Genomic DNA, 16,885 nt, shown 5'->3' with positions numbered 1-16,885 from the left:
CTCCGCGGCCCAGTACTTGCGCGATGAGGCCCGGCACGTGTGGACTACGGCCAGCGCCGCGCGCATACGCGTGGCCCACAGCATTTTCCGAATGAGCAGGAGGCAAGCCGTGAGCGCGACCGCGGACCACGCGGAGGAGCGGACCAACCCGGCAGCGAGGCTGGGGTTCGAGCCTGGCCAGGTGGTCCAGGAGATCGGTTACGACGACGACGTCGACCAGGATCTCCGTGAAGGCATCGAGTCCATCATCGGAGCCGAACTCGTGGACGAGGAGTACGACGACGTCGCCGACGCCGTGGTCCTCTGGTTCCGTGACGAGGACGGCGACCTCACCGACGCCCTGGTGGACGCCATCGGTCTTCTGGAGGACGGCGGCGTGATCTGGCTGCTGACGCCGAAGACCGGCCGTGACGGCTACATCGAGCCGAGCGATATCAACGATGCCGCGCAGACAGCTGGTCTCTCCCAGACCAAGAGCATCAGCGTCGCCAAGGACTGGGCGGGCGCCCGCCTGGTGGCCCCCAAGCGCTGATCACCACGCTGCGAGAAGCCCCCGCCGGTACGCCGGCGGGGGCTTTCGTGTGCAGGCCGTAGGCTGGGCCTCACCGATTCGGCCCAAGATCTGGGCCGGGCTCCGGCGAAGGGATGCGCAGGCGATGGCGATCGAGGTCGGCACCGAGGCCCCGGGCTTCGCGCTGAAGGACAACCACGGCCGCACCGTGAAGCTCTCGGACTTCCGCGGCGAGAAGACCGTGGTGCTGCTCTTCTACCCCTTCGCCTTCACCGGCGTCTGCACCGGCGAGCTGCGCGAGCTGCGCGACAACCTCCCGAAGTTCGTCAACGACGACACCCAGCTCCTCGCCGTCTCCAACGACTCGATCCACACCCTGCGCGTCTTCGCCGACCAGGAGGACCTGGACTTCCCGCTGCTCTCCGACTTCTGGAAGCACGGCGAGGCCTCCCGGGCCTACGGCGTCTTCGACGAGGAGAAGGGCTGCGCGGTGCGCGGCACCTTCATCATCGACAAGGAGGGCGTGGTCCGCTGGACCGTCGTGAACGCCCTGCCCGACGCCCGTGACCTCGGCGAGTACGTCAAGGCGCTCGACGCCGTCTGAGCCGCCTCCCGGCCGACACCGTCGATTCGCGTGCCGAATCGACTGTTTCGACCGGGAACCCGTCACTAGGATCCACTCGTTGATCCGATGCCAACGCACGACTGGGGCGCTGCCCCTGAAAACGTATGGAGGGACTCGTGGGAGTCAGCCTCAGCAAGGGCGGCAACGTCTCGCTGACCAAGGAGGCCCCTGGCCTCACCGCCGTGACCGTCGGTCTGGGCTGGGACGTCCGCACCACCACCGGTACGGACTTCGACCTCGACGCCAGCGCCATCCTGGTGAGCGAAGAGGGCAAGGTCCGCAACGACCAGGACTTCGTCTTCTTCAACAACCTGAAGAGCGCCGACGGCTCGGTCGAGCACACCGGTGACAACACCACCGGCGAGGGCGAGGGCGACGACGAGCAGGTCAAGGTCAGCCTGGCCACCGTGCCGGCCGACGTGGCCAAGATCGTCTTCCCGGTCTCGATCTACGACGCCGAGAACCGCCAGCAGTCCTTCGGCCAGGTGCGCAACGCGTTCATCCGCGTCGTGAACCAGGCCGGCGGCGCCGAGATCGCCCGCTACGACCTCTCGGAGGACGCCTCGACCGAGACCGCCATGGTCTTCGGCGAGCTCTACCGCCACGGCGCGGAGTGGAAGTTCCGCGCGGTCGGCCAGGGGTATGCCTCGGGTCTGCGCGGTATCGCGCAGGACTTCGGCGTCAACGTCTGAGCCGAACCCGTTCGAACCGTCCGGCGCCGCACCTCACGTGCGGCGCCGGACGTGCCTCATCACCACCGGGGAGGAAGCAAGAACATGGGCGTCACACTCGCCAAGGGAGGCAATGTCTCCCTCTCCAAGGCCGCTCCCAACCTCGTCAAGGTCCTCGTGGGTCTCGGCTGGGACGCGCGGTCCACCACCGGGGCCCCTTTCGATCTCGACGCCAGCGCCCTGCTGTGCCAGTCCGGCCGCGTGCTGGGGGACGAGTACTTCGTCTTCTACAACCAGCTCCGCAGCCCCGAGGGCTCCGTCGAACACACCGGCGACAACCTCACCGGCGAGGGTGACGGGGACGACGAGTCCCTCATCGTGGACCTCACCCAGGTCCCGGCCCACTGCGACAAGATCGTCTTCCCGGTCTCGATCCACGAGGCGGACAACCGCGGCCAGACCTTCGGCCAGGTGAGCAACGCGTTCATCCGCGTCGTGAACCAGGCGGACGGCCAGGAGCTCGCTCGCTACGACCTCTCCGAGGACGCCTCCAGCGAGACCGCGATGATCTTCGGCGAGCTCTACCGCTACAACGGCGAATGGAAGTTCAGAGCGGTGGGCCAGGGGTACGCGTCCGGGCTCCGGGGCATCGCTCTAGACTTCGGGGTCAACGTTTCGTAAAGCCATGTAATTTCACGATGGGGTAGACAGTGGTTCTGAAAACCTTCGGCTGGTCGTTCGCGATCACTGCGCTCGGTCTGGTCGCAGCAGTGCTCTACGGGGGGTGGGAGGCATTCGGGATCGTTGCGATCCTCTGCGTCCTCGAGATCTCGCTGTCCTTCGACAACGCGGTGGTCAACGCCGGAATCCTGAAGAAGATGAATGCCTTCTGGCAGAAGATCTTCCTCACCATCGGTGTGCTCATCGCCGTCTTCGGTATGCGACTGGTCTTCCCCGTCGTGATCGTCGCGATCAGTGCCAAGATCGGCCCCATCGAGGCTGTCGATCTCGCCTTCAACGAACCCGAGCGCTACGAGCAGCTCGTGACCGACGCGCACCCGTCGATTGCGTCCTTCGGCGGCATGTTCCTGCTGATGATCTTCCTCGACTTCATTTTCGAGGACCGTGACATCAAGTGGCTCGGCTGGATCGAGCGCCCGCTGGCCAAGCTCGGCAAGGTCGACATGCTGTCGGTCTGCATCGCCCTCATCGTCCTGGCGATCAGCGCCATGACCTTCGCGACCCAGGCCCACCAGCACGGCGACACGCACATCGACGCGTCGTCGACCGTCCTGCTCTCGGGCGTCTTCGGTCTCATCACGTACCTCATCGTCGGCGGTCTCTCCAGCTTCTTCGAGAACAAGCTCGAGGAGGAGGAGGAGCGCGAGCACGAGGCCGAGGAAGAGGCCAAGCGCAGCGGCAAGAAGGTCTCCGTGGTCCAGCTGGCCGGCAAGGCCGCCTTCTTCATGTTCCTCTACCTGGAGGTCCTCGACGCCTCCTTCTCCTTCGACGGTGTCATCGGCGCCTTCGCCATCACCAACGACATCGTCCTGATGGCGCTCGGCCTCGGCGTCGGTGCCATGTACGTCCGTTCGCTGACGGTCTACCTGGTCCGTCAGGGCACCCTCGACGACTACGTCTACCTGGAGCACGGCGCCCACTACGCGATCGGCGCCCTGGCCGCGCTGCTCATGGTCACCATCCGCTACCAGATCCCCGAGGTCGTCACCGGCGGCATCGGTGTCGCCCTCATCGGCTGGTCCTTCTGGTCCTCCGTCCGCCGCAACAAGCGGCTCGCGGCGGCCGAGGGCGGCTCGGGAGACAAGACCGAGGTGTCCACCGGGGTGTGACGCCCCCGTAGACGAGGAACGCTTCACTGCGGGGCGGTCGGTGCACCCGGCCGCCCCGCAGGCATGTGCGCGGTGTGGAGTAGGCGAGCAGTGGGGGTGGGGGCGGCATGGCTTTCTGGGACAACCTGTTTCCGGGGAGGGCGGCGCAGTTCGACATGGGCGGCGCCGCGTCGAACACGATCGACCTGACGAAGAGGCGGCCGTCGGTCTCGCTCACCAAACAGGGCGCCGACACCGGCAACCTCCGGGTGAACCTCTCCTGGCGGATGCGGACCTCCGACCTCGAAGGGCGCTCCCGTCAGAGCGGCCGGCTGCTGCGCAACCCCTCGCAGCTCTTCAAGCCCGAGGTCGTCCAGGCGCACACCCAGGGCGTCGTCAACGTCGACCTGGACCTGGGGTGCCTGTACGAGCTCGCCGACGGCAGCAAGGGCGTGGTGCAGCCGCTCGGCGGCTTCTTCGGGGACCTGAACGCGGCGCCGTACGTGAAGCTGAGCGGTGACGACCGGTTCGGCGCCCCGTCCGGAGAGACGATCTTCGTCAATCTGGACCACAAGGACGAGATCAAGCGGCTGCTGTTCTTCGCGTACATCTACGACCAGACGCCGGCCTTCGACCGTACGCACGCCAAGATCACGCTCTATCCGAGCAACGGCCCCCGTATCGAGATCGAACTCGACGAACGTGCCCCGCAGGCCCGCTCCTGCGCGGTCTTCTCCGTCACGAACGTCAAGGGTGAGTTGACGGTCCGCCGCGAGGTGCGGTTCGTCTACGGCTTCCAGGCCGAGCTGGACCGGCTGTACGGCTGGGGACTCCAGTGGGGGCGCGGCTACAAGACCAAGGCGTAGCCGTGCCGCCCCGGGTCTCAGGACCTGACGAACTGGGGGCCCATGGGCGGCATCCGGAACTCCGGTGCCGCGTGCGGATCCGGCTGGTGCACGGGCTGCGGGTAGCCGTACGCGGGGGCCGGGGCGTTCGCCGGCTGTCCCCCCGGTCCCTGCGGGTACCCGTAGGCGGGGGCCCGGTCCGGCACGGGCGGCACCGTGGGCTGCGGCGGTACGGTCGCGTGGACCACGGTCGCGTCGAGGTCCGGGGTGCCGGCGGAGGGGAAGACAGGGGCCGTGGCGCCGGTCGTGGCGCCCTGGGCCTCCTGTGCGGCTCCCGGGGCGCCCTGGGCGTCCCGCAGGGCCTCCTGGGCGGCTTCCTGGGCGTCCTCGTCGACCGAGATGCCGAAGTCCGTGGCGAGGCCGATGAGGCCCGTCGGATAGCCCTGCCCCACCGCGCGGAACTTCCACCCGTCCCCGCGGCGGTACAGCTCGCCGCAGATAACCGCCGTCTCCTCGCCGGTCTCCGCCGTCACGTCGAACAGGGCCAGCGGCTCGCGGTCCGGCCCGGCGGTCGCGTCGTACACCAGGATCCGCAGGTCGGAGACGGAGCGGAAGGTGCCGCCGTCGGAGGAGGCCGCGACGACCACCCGGTCGACCGAGGCCTCCAGGCTGCCCAGATCGGCCTCCACGGTGTCCGTGAGGCCCTCGGCCACCCGCTTCTTCGGCAGCCGCCGCACGGCGCCCGAGGGGTGGCGCGGCTGGTTGTAGAAGACGAAGTCCTCGTCGGACCGCACGCGCCCGTCGGCGCCGAGCAGCAGGGCCGAGGCATCCACGTCGGGGACCCCGGGGCCCGGGGTCCAGTGGAGCACGGCCCGTACGGCCGCGGTGTCGAGAGGGACGTTGGAGCCCTTCAGCATCGCGTGCGTCATGACCGCAATCCTGCCCTCCCGGTCGACCCGCGGACAACGCGGGGGCGTCACCGATACCGGGACGAGATGACGGATGCTGACGAGTTACCTGAATTTCATGCAGGGGGGGAACTACGGACACCCGCACCTACGTACTATTACCGGCCACATGTCGTCAGGGCCCAGAGAGGCAGACGGGGGACTTACATGCGTCATTTCGGGCACATCCCGTCCGCAACGCGGACCGGGCTGTTCCACCGGGAGCCGGCCACCTTCACGGCCGACTCGCCCGCGCGCACGCTCGCGGTGGCCCTCGGGGCCACGCTCTACAGCCCGGCCACCCGGCCGCGGCTCGCCGACGACGTGCGCAAACAGGCCGCGCGCGGAGTGGTCTCCATGGTGCTCTGCCTGGAGGATTCCATCAGCGACGGCGACGTCGAGGCGGGCGAGGCGAACCTCGTCCGGCAGTTCGCCGACCTCGCCACCGGCGGCACCGACGTGCCCCTGCTCTTCATTCGCGTCCGCGATCCGCGCCAGATCACCGACCTCGTCGCCCGGCTGGGTGACACGGTCCGCCTGCTGTCCGGATTCGTACTGCCCAAATTCACCGAGACCCGCGGCCGCGCCTTCCTCGAAGCGCTCGCCCAGGCCGAGCGGACGAGCGGCAGGCGACTCTTCGCCATGCCCGTCCTCGAGTCCCCCGAGCTCCTCCACCTGGAGACCCGGGCCGAGACCCTCGCCGGAATCGCCTCCATCACCGACAAGTACCGCGACCGCGTCCTCGCCCTGCGCCTCGGTGTCACCGACTTCTGCTCCGCCTACGGCCTGCGCCGCTCGCCCGACATGACCGCCTACGACGTCAAGATCGTCGCCAACGTCATCGCCGACGTCGTCAACGTCCTCGGCCGCTCCGACGGCACCGGCTTCACCGTCACCGGGCCCGTCTGGGAGTACTTCCGACCGGGCGAACGCATGTTCAAGCCGCAGCTGCGCCGCAGCCCCTTCCTGGAGGGCCGCGCCGAGGACCTGCGCACCGCCCTCATCGAGCACGACCTCGACGGGCTGCTGCGCGAGATCGAGCTCGACCGCGCCAACGGACTACTCGGCAAGACCTGCATCCACCCCACCCACGTGGTGCCGGTGCACGCGCTCTCCGTCGTCAGCCACGAGGAGTGGAGCGACGCCCAGGACATCCTGCGGCCCGAACAGGGCGGCGGCGGAGTGCTGCGCTCCGCGTATACGAACAAGATGAACGAAGTGAAGCCGCATCGCGCGTGGGCCGAACGCATCCTCCTGCGCGCCGAGGTCTTCGGCGTCGCCAACGAGGACGTCGGCTTCGTGGATCTGCTCACCGCCGGACTTGCCGGCTGACGAAGGGACGTCGACGACGTGGTGTGGACCGGAACGTGGGTCGCGGAGCGACTGGGCGTCGAACTGATCGGCGGCGAGGAGCTACCGGCCCTGTTGGGCCTCGCACTGCGTCGTAACCCCAAACGGGCGCACCTGCTCGTCTCCAGCGTGCTCGGCAAGCACGTGCCGCAGCGGCCCTCCGTCGTGTACGGCTCCGGCCTCGACCTCGGCCGGCGCGTCCGCGAACTCCTCGGCGACGAGGAGGCGGCGCGCTCCGTCGTCCTCGGCTACGCGGAGACCGCCACCGCCCTGGGCCACGCCGTCGCCGACGGCCTCGGCCTCGCCCCGTACCTCCACTCCACGCGGCGCCCGGTGGCCGGCGTCGCCCGCGCGGGCGGCTTCGAGGAGTCCCACTCCCACGCGACCTCGCACCTCCTGCTGCCCGAGGACCCCAAGCTCCTCGCCGGCGGCGGGCCGCTGGTCCTCGTCGACGACGAGTTCTCCACCGGCAACACGGTCCTCAACACGATCCGGGCCCTGCACGCCCGCTACCCGCGCGAGCGGTACGTCGTCGTGGCCCTCGTCGACATGCGCTCCGCCGCCGACCTCGGCCGCCTGGACGCCTTCGCGGAGGAGATCGGCGCCCGCGTCGACCTGCTCTCCGCCGCGGCCGGGACGGTACGCCTCCCGGAAGGGGTCCTGGAGAGGGGCCAGGCACTGGTGGCGGAACACGAGCGGGCGTACGGCTCCACAGGGTCGGCCGGGCCCGCGCCCGCGCTAACGCCCACGCCCGCGCCCGCGCCGGGCGAGGTCGCCGTGCGGGTGGAGATCGGCTGGCCCGCGGGGGTGCCCGACGGCGGGCGGCACGGCTTCGCGCCCGAGCACCGGGAGCGGCTGGAGGCGGCCCTGTCCGCGATGGCGGACAGGATCGGAGAGGCGCTGCGCGCGCCGACGGCCGCCGCGCCGCCCCGCGTACTCGTCCTCGGCTTCGAGGAGCTGATGTACGCGCCGCTGCGCCTCGCCGCCGCGCTGGAGGACGCCGGGCACGACGTCCGCTACTCCACCACCACCCGCTCGCCCGTCCTCGCCGTCGACGACCCCGGCTACGCGATACGCACCCGGCTCGTCTTCCCCGCCCACGACGACCCGGCCGACGGCCCCGGCGAGCGCTACGCCTACAACGTGGCCGGCGCGGGCTTCGACGCCGTGGCCCTCGTCGTCGACTCCGCCGCCGACACCCCGGAACTGCACGCCCCGGACGGCCTGCTCGCCCAGCTCGCCGCGCACGTCCCGCGCGTCGTGCTCGCGGTCGTCCCCTCGTACACGCCGGATGTCCCCTCGTACACGCCCACGGTCTCCGAAGCTCCCGAAAGGAGCTCCATGCTGCCCGAGCCCCTCCGCGGCCCCTCCTTCTCCTCGTACGCCCCCGAAGAGGTCGGCTGGCTTCTCCAGGACCTCTCGGGCGTCGAGCTGGAGGCGCCCACCGAGGAACGCGAGGAAGCCATCCAGAGCGGCGGCGCGCACTACGCCGAGTCGCTCCCCGTCGAGTACCAGCCCAGCGCCCGCTACCAGGAGCTCTTCCACTCGGCCCTGGAGAGCTCCGCCGAACGAATAGCCCGCGCGGTCGGCACCGTCACCGAGACCGTGCTCGCCGAGCGCCCCGGCCGCAACCCCGTACTCGTCTCGCTGGCCCGGGCCGGCACCCCCGTCGGCGTCCTCATGCGCCGCTGGGCGCAGGCCCGCCACGGCCTCGACCTTCCGCACTACGCCGTCTCCATCGTGCGCGGCCGCGGCATCGACGCCAACGCGCTGCGCTGGCTCGCCGCCCACCACGACCCCGCCGACGTCGTGTTCGTCGACGGCTGGACCGGCAAGGGCGCGATCACCCGCGAACTCGCCGAGGCGATCAAGGAGTTCGAGGCGACGTCGGACGGCCCCACGGGCTTCGACCCGGAGATCGCGGTCCTCGCCGACCCCGGCTCCTGCGTCCGCACCTACGGCACCCGCGAGGACTTCCTCATCCCCTCCGCCTGCCTCAACTCCACGGTCTCCGGCCTGATATCCCGCACCGTGCTCCGCTCCGACCTCGTCGGACCGAACGACTTCCACGGCGCCAAGTTCTACCGCGAACTGGCCGGCGCCGACGTCTCCGGAGCCTTCCTCGACGCCGTCGCCGCTCGCTTCGACGAGGTCGCCGAGACGGTCGAGATGGACGTCAAGGAGCTTCTCGCCGCCGACCGCACCCCCACCTGGGAGGGCTGGGCGGCCGTCGAGCGGATCAGCGAGGAGTACGGCATCCACGACGTCAACCTGGTCAAGCCCGGCGTCGGCGAGACGACCCGGGTCCTGCTGCGCCGCGTCCCCTGGAAGATCCTCGCCAAGCGGGGAGCCGACGCCGACCTCGCGCACGTCCGGCTGCTCGCCGAGCAGCGCGGCGTGCCGGTCGAGGTGGTCGACGACCTCCCGTACAGCTGCGTCGGCCTGATCCACCCTCAGTACACGAGGGGTGCGACAGGCGCCGACGGCAAGGCGGTGGTGTCCCAGTGAGTACGACCCTGGTCGCGAGCGACCTCGACCGCACCCTGATCTACTCGAGCGCGGCCCTCGCCCTCGGGATGCCCGACGCGCAGGCGCCCCGGCTGCTGTGCGTCGAGGTCCACGAGTCGAAGCCGCTGTCCTACATGACCGAGGACGCGGCCGACCTCCTGGCGCTGCTGACCGACGAGGCGGTCTTCGTCCCCACCACGACGCGAACGCGCAAGCAGTACCAGCGCATCCAACTCCCGGGAACCACACCGAAGTACGCGATCTGCGCCAACGGCGGGCACATCCTCGTCGACGGTGTCTCCGACCGCGACTGGCAGGCGACGGTGGCGAGCCGGCTCGCCGACGAGTGCGCGCCGCTCTCCGAGATCCGCGCGTACCTCACCGCCACGACGGACCTGTCGTGGGTCCGCAAGCACCGGGTGGCCGAGGACCTCTTCGCCTACCTCGTCGTCGAGCGCGAGCGGCTGCCGGAGGAATGGCTGCGACGCTTCGGGGAGTGGGCGGGGGAGCGCGGCTGGACCGTCTCGCTGCAGGGCCGCAAGGTGTACGCGGTGCCGAAGCCGCTCACCAAGAGCGCGGCCGTCCGCGAGGTCGCGCGGCGCATCGGCGCCACGCTCACCCTGGCGGCGGGGGACTCTCTCCTCGACGCCGACCTGCTGATGGCCGCGGACCGGGCGTGGCGCCCGGGCCACGGCGAGCTGGCCGACAGCGACTGGACCGCCCCCCACCTCGACGTCCTCGCGGAACGCGGAGTCGCGGCGGGGGAGGAGATCCTCCGCCGCTTCCGGGCGGCGGCGGCCAGGTAGGGCCCGTCCGGCGGACCGGGGCCTGACAGGCCTGTCCGTACGGGAGCCCAGGCGCGCCCTCAGGGGGCCTCAGCCGCAGCAGCCCCCACCGCAACAACCGCCGCCGCCACCGCCGCCGCTCGCGCCCTGCGCGGGGGCGGCGGTGCTGCTGCCGCCGACGGCCACGGCCGAGAGCAGCTTCACGGTGTCGTCGTGCCCGGCGGGGCAGGAGGCCGGAGCGGAGGACTCGGCCATGGGACGGCTGAGCTCGAAGGTGTCGCCGCAGGTGCGGCAGCGGAATTCGTAACGAGGCATGAGGACAGGCTAACGGCGGGCGGGGGCCGGGGGGAGTGGCCCTCCACCGCGTCGCTCGGCAGCCGCGTTCGCCGCGGGCCTCAGTGACCGGCGGCGGCCGTGCCCCGGTCCTCCCTGATCTGCTCGACGACGCGCGCGGCGGACCCGCGGACGCCCTCCAGCTCGGTCAGGAAGTGCCAGTAGTCGGGGTGCCGGCCCTCCTCCAGCGTCGCGACCGCCCGGTCGAGCCGGGCCACGGCCTCGTCGAGGGGGCGGGCGTGGCGGGGGTCGGGGGTGTGGCGGCCCGCCATGGCGAGCCGCTGGGCGTCCCGTACCGCGAACCGGGCGCGGTCGATCTCCGTCTTGGGGTCCTTCGCGACGGCGTCCAGGCGACGCAGCCGGTCCCCGGCCGCCGACACGGCCTCGTCGGTCGAGTCGAGGAGCGCGCGGACGGTCGAGAGCAGGGAGGTCGCGTCGGGCCAGCGCTGCTCCTCGCGGGCCTTCGTGGCCTCGGCGAGCCGCTCCTCGGCCTGATGGAGGGTGCCGGCGGCCTGCTCGGGTACGTGCTGGAGGTCCTGCCAGCAGGCCAGCGAGAACCGCCGCCGCAGCTCGGACAGGACCGGCTCGACGCCCCCGGCGCGGGTGGTCAGCGCCTCGGTGCGGGTACGGAGGGAGACGAGCCGCCGGTCGATCTCGGTGGCGCGCTCCGGCAGCCGCTCGGCCTCGGCCCGTACGGCCTCGGCGTCCCGCAGGACGCGGTCGGCGCGCTGGAGGGTCTCGGGGACGCCGTGCCGCCCCGCGCCCTCGTTGAGGCGGGTCAGCTCGGGCCCGAGCCGGGCGAGCCGCAGCGCGAGGTCGTCGGCGCGCAGCCCTCCCACCCGTACGGCGTCGAGGGCGGTGCCGGCGCCGCGCAGCGCCTGGCGGGCGCGCTCGACGGCGGGGGCGAGCCGGGCGAGCTGCGTCTCGGCGCGGTCGAGGAGCGGCCCGAGGCCCTGCTCGAAGCGGTCGAGCTCGTCCTTGACCCGGTCGAGTTGCTCCTTGGCGCCGGTCAGTTCGGTGCGGGCGCGGGCGGCGGTGGCCGTGTCGAGTTCGTCGTGGTCGAGGTCGTGGGCGTCGACGGCGTTGATGTAGACGTGGCTGACCTCGTCGATCCGGCGCCCGAGGGCCTCGAACCCCTCCACCGCGCGTTGGGCGTCGGGGGAGCTGTCCACGGCGGTGATGGTCTCGATGGAGATCCGCAGCCCGCGCTGGGCGGTGTCGAGCTCGTAGAAGGCGGCGGCGGCGGCGTCCTTGGCGGCCTGGGCCTCGGCCCGCTGGCCCTCACCGCGTCCGCCGAACCAGCGGCGCGTACCGCCGCCGGCGAAGGCCTGTGGCAGCAGCGCCCCGACCAGCAGCGGCAACGCGAGGGCCAGCCGGAAGGTGGACGGAATCCTGGGCGTCGCGCTGCCCCTGAGGGGTGTCCTGCCGTCGCTCGCCGCCACGTACCTCTCCCCGTGCTGTGTCCGCCGTGCCAGGTTCATTCTCCCACCCGGTAAGGACGAACACACGGGCCGATCAGTTCGCCGTTCGGACGTCGATGTCGCCGTTGTCACTGCGGACGCTCACGGAGTGCTCGCTGCCGTCGCGCCGGGGCACGTCGAGGCGGACGTCGCCGCTGTCGCTGGCCCCGGTGGCGTCGTACTCGGCCGTGGGCAGCGTGACGTGGACGTCGCCGTTCTCGGTGGCCACGTCGACCCGCCGGGGTACGGCTCCGAGGGTGATCCGCACGTCGCCGTTGTCGGTCCTGGCGAGGACGCCGGGCGCGGTGGTGTCGCCCTCGACGGTCAGGTCGCCGTTATCGGTGCCGAGGTCGAGGGCCCCCGTGCTCCCGATCACCCGGACGTCCCCGTTGTCGGACCGCACGGTGAGCGGCGTGGCGAACCCCTCGGCGCGGACGTCCCCGTTGTCGTCCTCGACGGCGACGGCGACGCCGCGGGGCACCTGGATCCGGTGCACGGCGTCGCAGTTGGAGGCGACGGCGTCGCAGTCGACCCGCAGAGTGAGCCGCCCGTCGGCGAGCTTCCAGGTCGCGTCGGGCCCGGACCCGATGAACACCCACCCGTCGACCTGCCGCTCGACGACCACGTCGTCGACGTCCGCGGGCGTGATGACGAGCGCGGAGTCGTCGGAGTCCACGGTGAGCGTGCTCCCGTCGAACGCGAACGTCTTCCTCTCGACCGGAGCGTCCCCGACGTCGGCCGACCCGCAGCCACTGAGCGTGAGCAGGGCGACGAGCGCCCCGCCGGCAGCGAGAAACGGATGACGTGCGCCCATGGCGATCGAACCCCCAGAAGAAAACGAACGGTCCCCCGACGCTACGACCCGACCACCCCCCGTCACGATCCGGCGACCCACCGTCCGAAGGGTGGGGCTACCCCCCCGCCCCGCCACCCCGCCGGAGATATCGGTTTCGATCCGGCCCCGTCGGCCATGTAGGCTGTTGCCTCTTCCACGGGTGCGTAGCTCAGGGGTAGAGCGCTGCTCTTACAAAGCAGATGTCGGCGGTTCGAAACCGTCCGCGCCCACCAGTAGGTAGTAGCAGGTGAGAGCCTGTTCTTGACCCCTCGCCCCACCGTGGGCGGGGGGTCGCTTCATGCCTGGGGCTACCTCGAACCGCTAGCCCGCGATGATGAACCCGCGGGTGGGCCGGTGACGGTCGACGGCTGCCACGCGGGCTAGGACGGCGTCAGTGATGTCGTGTCGGTCGACGGGGTCAACCACCCGCCAGGCGCCCGCGGGGTTCTGCGGGTCCACCGGTTCGAGGACCCCCGGGATCCCGTACCGGCGCATCGAGTCGTGCAGTGACGAGACCTCGTGCGCGTCCATGGCTCTCCTTACGTCGACGGGCTGTCGAGCCTATTCGTCGCCGCCGCCGCTGGTCGCGCATCCGCCGGGGTTGATCGGACCTCACCCGCCGGGCTTCTGGGTGTGCGAGCACGATGCGGCCACCGTGATCAGGGACCTCTCCGGGCTCGTCCAGAGTTCGGCGTCGATGCTGTAGCCGGCCTGCTCGATGAGGGCCATGGTGCGGGTGAGGACGTCCGGGTCGTGGCGGGACGCATCGGGTCGCTCGGGGTAGTGGTGGACGGTGCGACCGAGGCGGCTGCACAGGGTCGCGTACAGGTGCGTGTGGAGGATCAGGGCGTGCCAGCCCTCGTCCACCTCGCGGGTGGGCGCGATGCGCACCGTCGGGAAGAGCGATGCCGCGTGCACGAACTTGAGGGCCTCGATCACGATCCGGGAGGCCATCGAGGTGTCCATGCCGGGGTTGTTGTCGAGGACCGTGTGCATCACGCCGTTGAACGCCGTGTCACTCAGCAGGGTTCGGGCGCTGGGCGAGCTACTGACACCGGGATGGGACGAGCAGGGCGGCGGGTTGCCGTCCGACGGCTGGTTCTTGCAGGCCACGGGGTCTCCTTCTGGTGGATTGCCGATGGTGCGTGGACCCGCCTCGTGTGGGGCGGGAGTCAGTGGGTGACGCTGACGACGAGGGCGGCGAGGATGCTGAGGACGATCAGGCAGAAGAGGGCCTGACGCTGCCACTCGCTCATCGGTCGCTGGGCGCCAGCGGAGGCATGTTGCGGTGGCCCACGAACAACCCGTGGACCTGCGTCTGATGGCGGTGGTCGTGGATCGCCTGGAGCATGTCGCGGGCGGTCAGGGCCAAGTGCCGGGGGTACGACCAGGAGCCGAGGGGCCCGTCGGCCGGCCCGTCCTCCTGGAGCTTGGCCCAGGTCTCCAGGACGGCATGTCCACGCGGGGAGCGGTCGCTCTCGGGGATCTCCGTGACGCCGTTGGCGAGGGTGGCGCAGTGGGTGAGGAGCCGGTTGGTGAGCTGCGCGAGTGCGATGTCTCCAGGGTGATGCCTCAGGGCGAGGGCTCCCGCGATGTCCGTTCCGACCGCGTCCTCGACGTGGCCCTCCACGGCATCCGCGACCTGAACGAGGAGGGCCCCGAGGTGCACCTCGACCGTCTGCTCGGGCGGCCTCTCGTGCTTGATCTGCTCCGGCATCGGCTGCTCCCGTCCATCAGTTGGAGGGGCATCTCCGCAGTTCGCCGCATGCCCCTTCGGCTGTGGGTCGATGATGTGTGAGCACGGCACCGAGCAGATAGGCCACCGAGTGGCCACGCATGGCCACGTCGCGGCCACGGCCCAGAGGCATCGTGATGACACCTCACACTGGCGGCATGAGACGCAACGACGCCCTTCGTGCCGCCCGCCTCCGGGTCGGGTGGAGAACGATGGAGGCTGCCGCAGCGGCGCTCACCCGACATGGACGGCAGCTCCTCGACGATGCCCACTTCAACGTCAGCTCGCGGACATGGCGCCGGTGGGAAGGGCCCGAGCCGGGCTGGCCGTTGGAGGAGACCGCCCTCGTACTCCACGACGCACTGGGGAAGTGGCCGGAGGACCTGGGCTTCACCGCCCCGCCGGGCTGGATCCGGCCCGAGCACCACGAAGAGACCCGTATGCAGACCGCCGGCTTCCTCGCCGTCACCGCGGCCGCGCTCGTCCCCGGACCCAACGCGACGCAGCACGTCGACCCCGGCCTCGTCGACTACTTCCAGTCCCAGCTCGAAGGGCACTACCGGGCGGACATGCTCCTCGGCCCGCACGACCTCATCGGCACCCTCGGGCCGCAGTACCAGCTCATCGACAAGCTCACCCGCTCCGCCACCGGAGAGACCCGCCGCGGTCTCCTCCGGGTCGGCGCCGCGTATGCCGCGCTCGTCGGCTGGCTCTACCAGGACGCCGGCGACCTGGGCGCGGCCACGTTCTGGCGGGGCATCACGCAGGAGATAGCGCTTCGGGCCCGCGACCCGCACCTCATTGGCTACGCCATGGTCAACTCGGCGCAGGTCCGCACCGACCTCGGCGACGGGGCCGGCGTCGTCGACCTGTGCGTGGCCGTGCTCGGCGACGACCAGATCGTGCCGAAGATCCGGGTCATGGCGATGCAGCAGCAGGCGCACGGCGCCAGCCTCCTGCGCGACCGCAACGCGGTGGACCGGCTCATCGACGAAGCCGGGCGGATTCTGCCGCGCGTCGACGACGACCTGCCCTGGGGTAACGCGTGCAGGAGGACGCCCGGCTACCTGGAGGTGCAGCGCGCCACCTGCTACGGCCGGCTCGGGCTCGGCGCCGAGGCGAGTGACCTGTGGTCGCAGGTACTCGACGTCGTTCCGGCCACCGCGCGGCGAGACCGCGGTGTGTACATGGCGCGGCATGCGACGGCGGCCGCGGCCGCACGGGAGCCGGAGCAGGCAGTGGAGATCGCCCGCGACGTCGCAGTGATCGAAGCCGAGACGGGGTCCGCGCGGATGCGGCGGGAGTTGGCAACTCTGGAGCGGGTCATGCGGCCGTGGCAGGATGCCCCGGTCGGGCGGGACCTCGCCGAGATCCTGGCGCCCGTGACCGAGGGGAGCTGACGTGTCGGACGAGAAGACGCCGCTGACGGAGGAGCAGATCGCGGCTGCTCTGGTCGAGGTTCCGGGCTGGCGTCGCGACGGTGACGAGATCACCCGCTCGTACGGGATCCGCTACCACGGCGGCGTCGCGATGATCGTGCACGTTGCTGATGTCGAGCGGCTCATCGGCCACCACGCCGACATCGACCTGCGGTGGGGGAAGGTGCGGTTTGGGATCACCACCCACGACGCTGGTTACCTCCTGACCGCCGCCGACTTCGACCTTGCCCAACGGATCGATGTCATTGCCGCGGCGCACCAGGCCGAGCCGATCGACGGCTGACCGGCGTTGGCCCGCAACTCTGCTGCGTAGGCTTCCTCCGGTTGTTTGCGGTCGGGGGGCTTCGTCGTGTGTGGGGTTGGGTTGACGTGAGCCTGGCGGGGCGGGTGTACTCCGGGGCATGGCTGAGGTGGGGGACGCGCCCGAATCCGTGGTGCAGAGCGGCGAGATGACGCCGCAGCGGTACATCGAGACCAGGCTCGCGCAGTACCAGGAGTGGTACGACGTCAAGGCGACCCGGATGAAGGCGATGCATCTGCGGATGCGGACCGTGTCCGTCGTCGGTGGGGCGCTCGTGCCGGTGTTCGTGAACGTGGATCTCGCGTTCGCGCGGGTCACGGCCACGGTGCTGAGCGTCGTGGTCGTCGCCGCCGTGTCGCTGGAGAGCGTGTACCGGTACCGGGAGCAGTGGAAGAACTACCGGTCGACCGAGCAGCTCCTCGGGCACGAGCGGGTCTACTTCGAGGCCAAGGTCGGGCCGTACCACAACCTGCCGAAGCGGGACGCCTTTTCGACGCTCGTCGCCCGGGTCGAGAAGGCCATCGCCAGTGAGAACTCGGCGACGTTGAACGTGATGACGCTCGGCGGGCAGGTCAACGCCGATGTGCAGCAGCACGGGATTCCGGCCGCTCGGCAGGAGCCGGAGGCTTCCCGGGAGGGCTGAGGCGGGCCGTCTTCGCGCTGTCCCGGAGTGAGCCGTGGGACCCCGGTCGCCGGGGCCCACGGTCCGTC

At 70.9% G+C, this 16,885-nt stretch carries 19 protein-coding genes and 1 tRNA gene; 13 read left to right on the top strand and 7 right to left on the bottom strand.

Annotated features, from left to right (window positions below):
- The first annotated feature begins 109 nt into the window (after nucleotides 1-109).
- From OG580_RS10525 to OG580_RS10500, 6 genes are all read left to right on the top strand, one after another.
- Entirely contained in the window at nucleotides 110-532 is a 423-nt protein-coding gene (locus tag OG580_RS10525) for a DUF3052 domain-containing protein (protein WP_267043389.1), read from the top strand.
- A gap of 124 nt (nucleotides 533-656) precedes the next feature.
- The gene (locus tag OG580_RS10520) at nucleotides 657-1,115 is read left to right on the top strand and encodes a peroxiredoxin (RefSeq protein WP_267043388.1); all 459 of its coding nucleotides are present in this window, start codon (nucleotides 657-659) and stop codon (nucleotides 1,113-1,115) included.
- Nucleotides 1,116-1,252: 137 nt separating this feature from the next.
- Nucleotides 1,253-1,828 (top strand): TerD family protein, encoded by a 576-nt coding sequence (locus OG580_RS10515; protein ID WP_267043387.1) that lies wholly within the window; start codon nucleotides 1,253-1,255, stop codon nucleotides 1,826-1,828.
- Nucleotides 1,829-1,912: 84 nt separating this feature from the next.
- Entirely contained in the window at nucleotides 1,913-2,488 is a 576-nt protein-coding gene (locus OG580_RS10510; RefSeq protein ID WP_267043386.1) for a TerD family protein, read from the top strand.
- 29 nt (nucleotides 2,489-2,517) lie between these two features.
- Nucleotides 2,518-3,657, top strand: coding sequence for a DUF475 domain-containing protein (locus tag OG580_RS10505; RefSeq protein WP_267043385.1), 1,140 nt, complete (start codon nucleotides 2,518-2,520; stop codon nucleotides 3,655-3,657).
- A 107-nt stretch (nucleotides 3,658-3,764) separates the two neighbouring features.
- The gene (locus OG580_RS10500; RefSeq protein WP_267043384.1) at nucleotides 3,765-4,502 is read left to right on the top strand and encodes a Tellurium resistance; all 738 of its coding nucleotides are present in this window, start codon (nucleotides 3,765-3,767) and stop codon (nucleotides 4,500-4,502) included.
- A gap of 17 nt (nucleotides 4,503-4,519) precedes the next feature.
- Here the strand turns inward: OG580_RS10500 and OG580_RS10495 are convergent, their stop codons facing one another.
- Nucleotides 4,520-5,410, bottom strand: coding sequence for a TerD family protein (locus OG580_RS10495; protein ID WP_267043383.1), 891 nt, complete (start codon nucleotides 5,408-5,410; stop codon nucleotides 4,520-4,522).
- Nucleotides 5,411-5,596: 186 nt separating this feature from the next.
- Between OG580_RS10495 and OG580_RS10490 the strand changes: the two genes are divergently transcribed.
- From OG580_RS10490 to OG580_RS10480, 3 genes are read left to right on the top strand one after another with little or no spacing between them, the layout of a single operon-like run.
- On the top strand, nucleotides 5,597-6,760 hold the full coding sequence (locus tag OG580_RS10490; protein ID WP_267043382.1) for an HpcH/HpaI aldolase/citrate lyase family protein: 1,164 nt from the start codon (nucleotides 5,597-5,599) through the stop codon (nucleotides 6,758-6,760).
- Nucleotides 6,761-6,778: 18 nt separating this feature from the next.
- A complete protein-coding gene (locus OG580_RS10485) occupies nucleotides 6,779-9,286 on the top strand; it encodes a phosphoribosyltransferase (protein WP_267043381.1) in 2,508 nt (835 codons plus the stop codon).
- Entirely contained in the window at nucleotides 9,283-10,092 is an 810-nt protein-coding gene (locus OG580_RS10480; protein ID WP_267043380.1) for an HAD family hydrolase, read from the top strand. The genes OG580_RS10485 and OG580_RS10480 overlap by 4 nt, the downstream gene beginning before the upstream one ends.
- A 69-nt stretch (nucleotides 10,093-10,161) precedes the next feature.
- On the opposite strand, the gene OG580_RS10475 is transcribed toward OG580_RS10480, so the two are convergent.
- The 3 genes from OG580_RS10475 to OG580_RS10465 all read right to left on the bottom strand — a co-directional run bounded on the left by OG580_RS10475 (nucleotide 10,162) and on the right by OG580_RS10465 (nucleotide 12,678).
- A complete protein-coding gene (locus OG580_RS10475) occupies nucleotides 10,162-10,386 on the bottom strand; it encodes a zinc ribbon domain-containing protein (protein WP_267043379.1) in 225 nt (74 codons plus the stop codon).
- Between the two features lie 80 nt (nucleotides 10,387-10,466).
- On the bottom strand, nucleotides 10,467-11,846 hold the full coding sequence (locus OG580_RS10470) for a hypothetical protein (RefSeq protein WP_267043378.1): 1,380 nt from the start codon (nucleotides 11,844-11,846) through the stop codon (nucleotides 10,467-10,469).
- A gap of 73 nt (nucleotides 11,847-11,919) precedes the next feature.
- Complete coding sequence (locus OG580_RS10465) at nucleotides 11,920-12,678, bottom strand: DUF4097 family beta strand repeat-containing protein (protein ID WP_267043377.1); 759 nt, start codon at nucleotides 12,676-12,678, stop codon at nucleotides 11,920-11,922.
- A 179-nt stretch (nucleotides 12,679-12,857) separates the two neighbouring features.
- Between OG580_RS10465 and OG580_RS10460 the strand changes: the two genes are divergently transcribed.
- Nucleotides 12,858-12,932: transfer RNA gene (locus tag OG580_RS10460), tRNA-Val, on the top strand.
- A gap of 88 nt (nucleotides 12,933-13,020) precedes the next feature.
- Here the strand turns inward: OG580_RS10460 and OG580_RS10455 are convergent.
- The 3 genes from OG580_RS10455 to OG580_RS10445 all read right to left on the bottom strand — a co-directional run bounded on the left by OG580_RS10455 (nucleotide 13,021) and on the right by OG580_RS10445 (nucleotide 14,416).
- A complete protein-coding gene (locus OG580_RS10455) occupies nucleotides 13,021-13,230 on the bottom strand; it encodes a hypothetical protein (RefSeq protein ID WP_267043376.1) in 210 nt (69 codons plus the stop codon).
- Between the two features lie 81 nt (nucleotides 13,231-13,311).
- Nucleotides 13,312-13,812 (bottom strand): hypothetical protein, encoded by a 501-nt coding sequence (locus OG580_RS10450; protein WP_267043375.1) that lies wholly within the window; start codon nucleotides 13,810-13,812, stop codon nucleotides 13,312-13,314.
- Nucleotides 13,813-13,951: 139 nt separating this feature from the next.
- A complete protein-coding gene (locus OG580_RS10445; protein ID WP_267043374.1) occupies nucleotides 13,952-14,416 on the bottom strand; it encodes a hypothetical protein in 465 nt (154 codons plus the stop codon).
- A 176-nt stretch (nucleotides 14,417-14,592) separates the two neighbouring features.
- Here OG580_RS10445 and OG580_RS10440 point away from each other — a divergent pair, with 176 nt between their 5' ends.
- The 3 genes from OG580_RS10440 to OG580_RS10430 all read left to right on the top strand — a co-directional run bounded on the left by OG580_RS10440 (nucleotide 14,593) and on the right by OG580_RS10430 (nucleotide 16,817).
- A complete protein-coding gene (locus tag OG580_RS10440) occupies nucleotides 14,593-15,834 on the top strand; it encodes a Twin-arginine translocation pathway signal (protein ID WP_267043373.1) in 1,242 nt (413 codons plus the stop codon).
- A 1-nt stretch (nucleotide 15,835) separates the two neighbouring features.
- Nucleotides 15,836-16,156, top strand: coding sequence for a 4a-hydroxytetrahydrobiopterin dehydratase (locus OG580_RS10435; RefSeq protein ID WP_267043372.1), 321 nt, complete (start codon nucleotides 15,836-15,838; stop codon nucleotides 16,154-16,156).
- A 118-nt stretch (nucleotides 16,157-16,274) separates the two neighbouring features.
- Entirely contained in the window at nucleotides 16,275-16,817 is a 543-nt protein-coding gene (locus tag OG580_RS10430; protein WP_267043371.1) for a DUF4231 domain-containing protein, read from the top strand.
- Nucleotides 16,818-16,885 lie beyond the last annotated feature (68 nt).

Origin of the sequence: Streptomyces sp. NBC_00094 (assembly GCF_026343125.1) — a bacterium.
Classification (GTDB): Bacteria; Actinomycetota; Actinomycetes; order Streptomycetales; family Streptomycetaceae; genus Streptomyces.
Note: the sequence above shows the minus strand (reverse complement) of the source record. Positions and strands in the feature narration are given on the sequence as shown.